Raw genomic sequence first — 9,451 nt, 5'->3', positions numbered from 1 at the left:
GGTTGGCCCGCCCACCCGGCGGGACCTGCCGGGCGGGCGGGAGATCAGGAGCCGGAGCCGCCGGAGCCGAGGACGGCCCACTCGCCGAGTGCACCGTCGAGGAGCGAGGAGCCCAGGAAGGTCGCGGTGACGGGGAACTCGGCCAGCGCGTTGGGGTCGAAGGTGATCGCGTCCGAGCCGACCAGCGACACCCGCGGGTGCCACAGCGGGAGGAACACCGTCCCGTCCACGGCGATCACCAGGAGGGCCCGGACCTGTGCAGTCGGCCGGGCGGGGATGCGGAAGCTGCCGTCCGGCTGGACGGCCTCGGGGCCGGCGCCGAAGTACAGCTGATACGTCTCGACCGACGCCTGGAGGGCGTTGATGGTGAGGGTGTAGGTGATCGTCGGGTCCGTCGTGCGCAGCGCCGGGTTCTGCCAGCTGCCGAGCGTCTCCGGGGTGTCGCCGTCCCGGCCGAAGCTGATGCCGTTGCTGAGACTGGTGTGGCCGAGGTTGGACCAGCCCGGACCTGGGGCGAGCGGGTCCGTGACGGTGGGCTTCGCCGTGTCGGGGTCGGCGAGGTAGATGTAGCCGGTGCCCGGCTTGAGCACTGCGGCGTTGTCGAGTGCCATGGTGGCGGTCTCCAATCCCCGCGGCACGCGGGCAGGAAGGGCCGCTGGTCCCGAGCGGCGAGTGAATGGTCAGGAGTCCCGCGCCGGGCGGGCCTGGATGCTGTAGGTGGCCTGGAAACGGAAGGCGTCTGCGGCCAGCACTGCGTCATCGCCGGTGCGCAGTTCCGTTGGGCCGCCGAACTCGCTGGCGAACCGGCTGAGGTAGCCGCCGGCCGCCGCGCTGGCGAACTGGGCCTCGCACGCGTCCCACAGCGCGGCCCGGGCCCGGCGGGCCAGCAGCGAGGCTGCGTCGCGATCGGCGGCGCAGGTCTGCACATCGACCAGGGCGCCGTCCAGGAAGCGGGGATCGGGGGCGCCCCCGCCGGGGATGCGGTGCGCGACGACGAGCGGCAGGCGCGCAGCCCAGTCCTCTGGCCACAGCGACCACACGCTCGCGTCCGGCAGTGCGGCCGTCAGCGCCTCGCGCACGAGGACGTCGAGGTCGGGCAGCACGGCGGTCACGTGAGCCCCGCCTCGAACGCGTGGATACCAGGCACCATGCGGCCGTCCGGCGCCCGGTGCCCGTAGTTGATGGACAGCGCCGCCGGATCGTCGCTGTAGATCAGGGTGTCCGGGCCGCGGGGAGCCGTCTTGATGGAGGCGTAGAAACGGCCGCTGCGCTGGTGCGCGGCTGCCACCGCCCGGATGCGCGCGGCCCGTTCCTCGGCCTCGTCGGCGACGGCGTCCACGACGCCCCGCATGTGCGCGATGATCGAGTCGAGGTTGCGTGCCAGGGTGGCCACGAGATCACCTCCGTCGGATGGTGGCGGTGTCGTGGCGGGTGCGTCGCGATCCGCGGTACTGCTCCGGCTGGCCCGTCACGGTCCAGTCCGAGCCGCGCCACGCCACCCGATCCCACGGGCCCGCAGGCAATTCGCGGGCCAGGATTCGGTACGTCGTGGTGGTGGTGTAGCCCTCGACACCGGGCGAGTCGGACGCGATGGGCTGGACCCGGCAGCGCATCGTTACGGGTTCACCAGCCGGGCCCCGGGTGCCGTCGGGCCGGGGCGGCCCCGCGGGATAGATGGTGATGGTCTCCGTGCCGTGGTCCAGGAGGCTCACCGGGCCACCTCCTCCACCGCCTCACACCACGCCTCCAGCTCGACCGTGGGGTCGAGTTCGGCCGAGCGCGCCCGAGCCTTCCTCGCGGCGGCGTTCCATGATCTTGGCTTCAGCAGGCGCCGCACGGTGGCTTCGATGGCCGCCAGGTCGCCGCGGTCCACGAAGTACCCCGCCGGGCCGAGGCACTCGGTCAGGCCCGGGGTGGCGTGCGCGACGACCGGGATCCCCGACGCCATGGCCTCGGCCGCGACCCGCCCCCACGACTCGTACTCGGACAGCACCAGCAGCACCCGCGTGCGGGCGTACACCCGCTCCCGCATGCTGCTGCCGGGGATGTGCTCCAGGACCTCGACGTTCGGCAGACCCCGGCGCACGATCTGGTCGCCGTAGGAGCCCTTGACGCCCAGGAACTCGACGTCCGGCATCCGGGCCGCCAACTCCCAGAAAATCGTGCCGCCCTTGTTCTCGTTGAGGTTCACCAGGGTGACGCGGTCGCCGGGAGTGGTGGCGTAGTCCGCGGCCCACACCGGCGGCCGTACCACCAGCGAGCGGGCCGGCGGCGCTTGGCCGCGGGTCTCGTCCGCGAACCACTTCCCCGCGTACTCCCGCATCCACTGGCTGTTGTAGACCGCGAGGTCGATCCCCGCCGCCTCGGCGAACGTCTGGTCGAAGGTGTTGTGACAGATGCTGACCGCGGGAATGCTGGCCGTCTCGGCGGCCTGCCGCACATACGGCACACCTTCCAGGTGACTCACCAGCACGTCCGCCCCCGCCGCCAGCGCCCGGGGCGTGCGGGAGGCGACGCCGGCGGGCCACACCTGCACCCCATCCAGCGAGTACCGGCCCCAGATCGGTGCCCTGCGGAACAGGTGCACCCGCACGTCGTGCCCGCGGCCCGCGAGGGCGGCGAGCATCTCGTGGGTGGCCCACTCCGCGCCGGCGTTGTGGTCCGGGGGGTAGCCGTGGAGGCGGGCGATCACCCGCAGCCGTCGGCTCACCGCGGCGCCCCAGGGTCCCCCGGAGCGCCCCACGGAATCGGGTCCCCGCCACCGGCCACCGGCGCATACCAGGTGTCATCGACCCGCACCGGCCGCTGCACCTCCACCGACACGAGCCCGGCGCGGCCGGCCAGGTCGCGCAGCTGCTCGATCTCCGCGTCGCTCAGCGCCACGCCGGTCGGCGCGGAGGCAGGCAGCTGGTACTGGTAGTTGCCGTCCAGTTCGGCCCGGTAGCCCTCGGGGTTGCGCACCCGCCTCTCGGCCGCGGCCAGAGTGATGGTCCGCGCCAGGTCCGGCGCGGTCGCCGGGTCGGCCCACGCCGCGCCGTAGTAGCGCACCAGGGCGGAGGCGTCCGCGAGGGCCGCCTGCGCCTGCGCCAGCTCCGCGCCCGTCAGCGTGTACCCGAGCCGCGCCTCCAACTCGGGGATCGTCGCCAGCGGTTCAACCATCGCGGATCACCTCCTCCCCAGGGTCAGGAACCGCTGCCGGCGAGCTGGAGCTTGACCGCGCGCACGAGCTCCAGGTTCTCCGGGTCGCCTGCCGCGGCGGCGTTGTCCATCACGACCGCGCTCCCGATGAAGGTGTTGAGCACGGACCGGTCGCGCAGCCGGGTGGCGTCGTAGTCCCGGATCCAGCGCATCGCGATGCCCTGGTCCGAGGTGGACTGCCCGAACGCCACGCCGGACGGCACCATGGGCGCGCGCATCGCGAAGATGAACGCCGACCGGACGAAGGCGTAGGCGGTGCCGGGGTCGATCGCGTTGGAGCCGACGACGTTGAACCCGGCGTACCTGCCAATCATGGCCTCGCGCAGCGCGTCGTCGCTGCCCGACTCGTCGACCCGCTTCAGCAGGTCCTGCTTCAGCATCGCGGCCTCGAAGTCGGCGCCCACCAGGAGCGTCCTGCCGTCCCTGGGCACCTCGGCCTTGTTCAGCGCGGTGCGCGCGTCGACGGCGCCGCCCCACGGGTCGGACGGGTCCACGGTGATCGTGGTCGCGTAGGTCGCGCCCTCGATCGTCGTCACCAGCAGATCCTCGACCGCGCGGGCCACCGCGTAGGTCTGCGGGGACAGGACCTGCACCCCGAAGTCGCGGATGTCGAGGGTCAGCTCCTCGTCGGTGACCGCGACCGCGCTGTAGATGTCGTGGTTGAGGGTGACGTCGATCTTTGTCTCGGTCAGCTCGTCCAGCACGATCTCGCTGGCCCTGTTGTTCCGCCACCCGTACTCGCGGGCCTGGAGACGCCCCGGCACGCGGATCGACACCGTGTCGTTCTTGGCGCCGGCGAAATCGGAGACGGCGTCGTTCCAGACGAGCCGCGGCAGCACGATCTCGCGCTGCAGCAGACCGAGCGCAGTAGCCGCGATGACCTCGGGCTTCAGGAAGCTGTTTGCCATTTCCCCTCCTTGGGGTCACGCCCCAGGCAGGGGGCGGGTAGTCAGTGGAGCCGCGGGATCTTCGCGGCGAGCTTCTTCGGATCGGTCTCGACCGGGCCCTCGGTCGGGTCCAGGCCGCCGCGTCCCAGCGCGGCACCCCCGCCGCCGATCAGCGGGGCGAGCTGCTTGGCGTGGGCCTCGATCTCCTCGGGCGTGTCACCCTTCAGCAGCTCGATCAGCTGCTCGGGCAGCCCGTAGCGGTGCCCGACCTTGACTCGGGCCACCTCCCGGGCAGCATTCGTCTCGACCAAGGCGATCGCCGCCTTAGCCTCGTCGGGATCCACGCGGGATTCCAACTGCGCCTTCAGGTCGTCGAGTTGCTTACGCAGGCCCTTGGCCTCGGAGTTGGTCTTGCGGATCTTCTCCATGGCCCGCTCGCGGTCGAACGGCTCGTCGTCCGCCTCCGGGGCGGGCGCGGGAGCCGGTTCAGGGGCGGGCGCGGGAGCCGCAGGGGGCGCCGGCGCGGGGGTAGGAGCCGGTGTCGGCTCGGGAGGCGTCGGCCCGTCGGTGGGCTCGGGCGCCGGGGTCGAGTCCGCCGTCGGCTCGGCCGGGGCGGGCGTAGGGGTGGACATGGGTCACTGCCTCCAGGGCAACAAGGGGATGCGGGGCGCCTCCAGGGCGGCCCTCAGGTTGTGCTACGCGGCGCGCTGTTGGCGGCGCCGCTCCTCGATCGCGCGGCGGAACGCGGCCCGCGCGTCAGGACCCGCGAGACCGCGAGTCGAGTCCGTGTACAGGCGCCGCCACTCGGCGGACGTCTCCGGTACCCAGCCGTCCCGGGAGTAGACCGGCACGAGGGTGCAGTGGCAGTTGTCGTGAAACCGGTTGAGGCCCTGCTCGGCCTCCCAGTCGGCGAGCCGCTCCGGCGCCCAGTCCTGCCAGCCATCGGGCATCCGGTCCGGCCGCTGCGCGCCGCGCCGGGTCTGGCCGGTGTAGCGGGCCCGCCACTGCGACCGATACACCGCGCCGCGGGAGGCGAGCATCGCGCAGAACCAGCACGGATCGCCGTCCGTGACCCGCGCCCAGCCGACGACCGCCCGGTCCGCCGCGGCGTAGGAGGCGATCAGGTCCCGGCCGCCGCGCTGCGCCTCACGATCCGCTGCCGCCGCGGCGGTCGCCCCGGCGTCCCGCATCACCGCATCCAGCTCGGCCAGCACGGCCGGCGCGTCCAGACGCCCGCGCTCTGCGGCGCCCTGGACTCGGGTGATGCCGTCCTGCGCGCGCACCGGTCCGGTGACGATCAGGGAGACCGTGGCGGCGCGGTCGTCGCCCTCCTCGTCCCCGTCTGGCCACTCGAAGTCGTCCACGGTGACGCGCACCGTGTCGTCATCGCGTGGCCGGGGCCTGGGTTCGCCGGCCAACCGGTAGAACTCCTCCCGCAGCTCGCCGAGCCGCACCTCGCGCCGGTCCGGGCCCGGGTCGAGGGGCGGCAGGGTGCGGCCGGTGCGCTGCCCGCGCAGCAGCCGCAAGTACGCGCCCGACAGGCGCCGGGAACGCCGGCGGAAGCCGCGTAGCAGCGGGATCGCCCTGCCAAGCCATGATCGAGACGTCGGCTCCAAGTCGGTAGGCGACACGCCCAGCCACGACTCCCGGATCTCGCGGGCCGCGTCGGCAGCGATGCGCACCTGCCCGCGGCGGTGGGCCTCCGTCATGCCGCCGCCCGGCTCAGGCGCCACCGTCGCCCCCGACAGTGCGGGAGGCACGCGTCAGGGACTCGGCCAGCCGCGCGGAGGAGTCGGCCTGTGCAGCCTCCTCGGCGGCCAGCTCAGGCCACGTCACCCGGTCGGTGTCCGTGAACCCGGGCAGCTGTGTCCAGGCCGCACGCTTCGGGACGCCGAGCATCTGCACGGCCTTGCCCAAGGCATCCACCGTCTGCGCCAAGCTGCGCGACTCGGGGTCGCGCCATACGATCTGGCTGGATGTGTCCTCCGCTCCGGCCGCGTCGCCCGTGATCCGGGCGCACAGCCGCAGCACGCTCTCCCACGCCTCACCGAAGGAGCGCTGCAACTCGCCGACCCACCGCATCAGGGTCGTCTCTGCCGCGGCCAGGGCCTCCGCGCTGAGGTTGACCATGTCGCCGAGCAGGTAGTGGGGGGGCACCTGGCTCACGACGGCAAGGTGCTTGAGGCTCATCTCGACGCTCTCTATGAAGCCGCCGAGCGGCGTCTCATCGAGGGTGCCGAACCTCGTGTCCGGGTCGGGCGCCATCAGCAGCCGGGACGAATCCATCGGCACCGGCTTGGGGATCGGGTTGCCGTCCGCGTCCAGCAGCGGCTCCTTGGTCTCCGGGTCGCGCTTCAGCGGGGGCGCCATCCCGGTCGCCCACCGGACTTTGAAGCTGCCATAGGTCTGTGCGATCAACAGGTCGAAGATCGTCTGGTTCAGGCGGTCTTGCAGCGGGATCAGCGGCCACACGACGCCCGTCGTGCGGCCCTCCAGATCCACGCTCGCCGCGAATCTCCGCACCGGGCAGACCCCAGCGCCGTGCGCGCGCCGCTCCGAGAGGATCACGCCCTCACTCGACGCCACCGCCCGGTACACCGCGACATCGTCGTAGAACCAGCCCTGCACCCGCTCTTCGCCAGGCAGGCGGGGCAACTCCAGCGCGTACAGCGGCCACTCGTCGGCAGCCGGGTCCTCGTAGGCGGCCCACATGCAGCGCGGCGACACCGTCCGCACCACCGGCCGACCGGCGTCTGCGCGATCCGGCAGCACGACGACGAACGCGTGCCCGTAGCCGATCGCCGCGCGATAGACCGCGGCCTGCCGCTCGTCCAGCCGGTTCGCCTGCCAGGACGCCCACTCTGGGGCATCGTCCGCACCACCGGACCGGCGGATACCCTCCACGCTCAACGCCTGCGACGGGGCCGCGATCACCATCGGCAAGAAGTTGGAGATCGCGCGCTTCGCCAGCAGGCGGTACTCCTTCGTCGCCGTCCGCGGCATGTACGGGCCGGCGTGCTCGCCGCGGATGTACCGGTCGATCGTGTCGAGGATCGCCTGATCCCGCCGGAGACCAGCCAGGGCGTGCTCGGCGCGTTGCTGCGCCCCCCGCTCGGCGCCGGCCAGCGGCAGCTCCAGCTCCGCGTCCAGTTCGTAGGCCGGATTCTGCACGGGGCTCGTCACGGTGACCACCCCCTCACATGAAGTAGACGGCGCCGGAGCGCTCCTTCGTCGTCTCGCCCTTCGCCAGGGCGTCAAGGCGGCACTGCCACGCGAGGACGGAGGCGACCGCGGCGTCGATCTTCCGCGGTGAGTCCGGGTGTTCCTTCGCGATCTGGATGCCGGCCCGCGACTCACGCCTGCGGGCGTTGAGCACGTGCCGGGTCAGCGCCCCCGAGGCGCAGTGCGTCAGCTCCCTGTCCACCACCGCGTCGTGCAGCGACCTCGTGGCGCGGACAATCGCGTTCGCCCGGCCACCCGTCATCCACCACTCGATCGGGTGCGCCTGCGAGGACTTCACCCGCAGCCGGCCGCCGTAATTCGCCTCCCAGGAGGCGATGTGGCTCTCCCACTTCGCCGGGTCCGCGTAGAACCCGATCACCTTCCAGCGCCTGAACGCCCCGTCGACCTCGGCCAGCACCTCGGCGACCGGCACCTCCCAGCCGTCCCCGGCCGGGCCGTCCGGCTGCTCCCACACCCGCACCTGAAAGAGGTGCCCGTCGCTCACGCGGCAGCCCATCAGGGCGGTCGCGTCCGTCACGCCGCGGTTCCGGCGGCGCGAGCCGTCGAAGCCCAGCACGATCGTGTCCCCGTCGGCGACGACCTTCTCCGGCGCCGCGCAGGCCGCCCATTCCGGCTGGGACAACCAGCTGTCGGTGGCGTGGGTGATCTGGTTCAGGTAGTAGGCGCGGGCGTTCTGCGGGTCAGTCGCGGGGTCCCAGATCTCCGCGATCAGCCGCTCAAGGTCCACCCAGCCGCCGGCCGGCTCGGCCGAGTCCCCGTAGGCATGCGCCAGCCCGGCCAGCAGCGACTCCCGGTCGGTCAGGTCCGTCTCTGGGGGCGCCTCGCGGTGGTCGTAGAGCAGGCCGTCGTCGCGCGCCCGGCCTTCTCGGATCCGCTTCCAGTACTCCGCGGACTCCTCGGCGACCGAGCCTCGGCCCGGGACGAAGGCGTTGGGCGACTCGATGCTCGTGCCGCCGGTCTTGCCGAGGTTCCGGCGCAGCGTCGCCGCCAGCTTCCGGCCGCCGTTGCTGCCCGTCCACTCCTCGGTCTGGTCCAGGACGCAGAACACCGGCCGGTTGCCCTCGCGGCTGGTCGCGGCCGAGGTGACGAACTCGATCCGGCCCTTCGGGAGGTTGACGAACGTCTCCAGAGGCTCCAGCCCCAAGAACTCATCCACCGCCGGCCCCTCACGCAGCATCTCCAGCAGCGGCGCCCACGCGTTACGCGTCTGGTCCTCCGAGACCGCAGCCAGTTGCACCCACGGCGTGCGCACCTCGGCCCATGGCTTCCCGACCGGCTCGCCAGCCGCGTCCCAGCCGTCCGGCACCACCGGCGCCAGCGCCTCCGCGCAGGCGATCGCCGCCAGGATCGGGGACTTCCCCCAGCCCTTCGGCCTGCTCAACACCCCGCGGCGGTACTTCCGCCGGCCCGTCGCAGGGTGCAGGGCATAGAAGTTGAGCACGAAACGGGCCTGCTCGCGCGTGAGGACCAGCGGCTCGTACTCCGACCGGTCCGGCGTCGCGAGCATCTCGCCCATCCAGTCCAGCACCGACCAGCCGAGCGTCGGCAGCTCGCCCGGGTAGCTAGGACCCCGCCACGGCATCGCCGCCTCCTGGCAGCACCTTGAGGTCTCCGTAGCGCTCTCGGGAAGACGCGCCGGCCGGGCGGCGGGAATCGGCCTCGTCGGCCTGGGCAAACTGCATCCTGAGCCTGGCACGGTCTTCCGGCGTGGCGCCGAACTTCGCGACGCGGAGCCTCAGCTCGGCGCCGGCCGCCAGGTTCCCCGTCCAGAACCGTGCGTGCACCAACGCGGTGTCCAACAAGAAGTCCCAGTCGGTGCTGCTGAAGTGCTCGGCCTGCGGGCTGGCCTTCCACATCTCCCACCACTCGACCGTGCGGTGCGGCCAGGTGAACTCGACCAGCTTGCCGTCCTGCTCGACCTGGAGCGTGGGCAGTTCGGGCGGCTCGGCCTGCTCGAACCGCAGCACCGTCTGCTGCTGCGCGTCCGCGTTCCGCCGGGCTCGGCGCTTCGGGTCCTTCGGGGCGGGGCCTCGACCGGCCACGGCGACCACCCCCTCTGTATGGCTATGCACCCGGCGGGGTCACGCTGGGTGCCTGGATCGCCCAGACCCGTACTGAGGGCG

12 protein-coding genes are annotated in these 9,451 nt (G+C 72.6%); all 12 read right to left on the bottom strand.

The window, feature by feature from the left end:
• Positions 1-44: 44 nt before the first annotated feature.
• Positions 45-611 carry a phage tail tube protein gene (locus tag D7294_RS17125; protein WP_120680902.1) on the bottom strand — a complete coding sequence of 189 codons (567 nt, stop codon included), beginning with the start codon at positions 609-611 and terminating at the stop codon, positions 45-47.
• A gap of 69 nt (positions 612-680) precedes the next feature.
• Positions 681-1,112 carry a hypothetical protein gene (locus tag D7294_RS17120; RefSeq protein ID WP_120680618.1) on the bottom strand — a complete coding sequence of 144 codons (432 nt, stop codon included), beginning with the start codon at positions 1,110-1,112 and terminating at the stop codon, positions 681-683.
• A complete protein-coding gene (locus D7294_RS17115) occupies positions 1,109-1,393 on the bottom strand; it encodes a DUF5403 family protein (protein WP_120680616.1) in 285 nt (94 codons plus the stop codon). The genes D7294_RS17120 and D7294_RS17115 overlap by 4 nt, the downstream gene beginning before the upstream one ends.
• A 4-nt stretch (positions 1,394-1,397) precedes the next feature.
• Entirely contained in the window at positions 1,398-1,712 is a 315-nt protein-coding gene (locus tag D7294_RS17110) for a hypothetical protein (RefSeq protein ID WP_120680614.1), read from the bottom strand.
• Complete coding sequence (locus D7294_RS17105) at positions 1,709-2,710, bottom strand: glycosyltransferase family 4 protein (RefSeq protein WP_241562426.1); 1,002 nt, start codon at positions 2,708-2,710, stop codon at positions 1,709-1,711. The genes D7294_RS17110 and D7294_RS17105 overlap by 4 nt, the downstream gene beginning before the upstream one ends.
• Positions 2,707-3,159 carry a hypothetical protein gene (locus D7294_RS17100; RefSeq protein ID WP_194117753.1) on the bottom strand — a complete coding sequence of 151 codons (453 nt, stop codon included), beginning with the start codon at positions 3,157-3,159 and terminating at the stop codon, positions 2,707-2,709. Before D7294_RS17100 ends, D7294_RS17105 begins: the two co-directional genes overlap by 4 nt.
• A 23-nt stretch (positions 3,160-3,182) precedes the next feature.
• On the bottom strand, positions 3,183-4,106 hold the full coding sequence (locus D7294_RS17095) for a phage major capsid protein (RefSeq protein ID WP_120680612.1): 924 nt from the start codon (positions 4,104-4,106) through the stop codon (positions 3,183-3,185).
• Between the two features lie 41 nt (positions 4,107-4,147).
• Positions 4,148-4,717, bottom strand: coding sequence for a hypothetical protein (locus tag D7294_RS32480; protein ID WP_120680610.1), 570 nt, complete (start codon positions 4,715-4,717; stop codon positions 4,148-4,150).
• Between the two features lie 63 nt (positions 4,718-4,780).
• Positions 4,781-5,845, bottom strand: coding sequence for a VG15 protein (locus D7294_RS17085; RefSeq protein WP_206619518.1), 1,065 nt, complete (start codon positions 5,843-5,845; stop codon positions 4,781-4,783).
• Entirely contained in the window at positions 5,808-7,268 is a 1,461-nt protein-coding gene (locus D7294_RS17080; RefSeq protein ID WP_241562425.1) for a phage portal protein, read from the bottom strand. The genes D7294_RS17085 and D7294_RS17080 overlap by 38 nt, the downstream gene beginning before the upstream one ends.
• 13 nt (positions 7,269-7,281) lie before the next feature.
• Positions 7,282-8,910, bottom strand: a complete 1,629-nt coding sequence (locus D7294_RS17075) for a terminase (RefSeq protein WP_120680606.1) — start codon at positions 8,908-8,910, stop codon at positions 7,282-7,284.
• Complete coding sequence (locus D7294_RS17070; protein WP_120680896.1) at positions 8,891-9,370, bottom strand: phage terminase small subunit; 480 nt, start codon at positions 9,368-9,370, stop codon at positions 8,891-8,893. The genes D7294_RS17075 and D7294_RS17070 overlap by 20 nt, the downstream gene beginning before the upstream one ends.
• Between the last annotated feature and the right edge of the window lie 81 nt (positions 9,371-9,451).

The sequence above is a fragment of the Streptomyces hoynatensis genome, assembly GCF_003626535.1.
In the GTDB taxonomy this organism is placed as follows: Bacteria; Actinomycetota; Actinomycetes; order Streptomycetales; family Streptomycetaceae; genus Streptomyces; species Streptomyces hoynatensis.
Note: the sequence above shows the minus strand (reverse complement) of the source record. Positions and strands in the feature narration are given on the sequence as shown.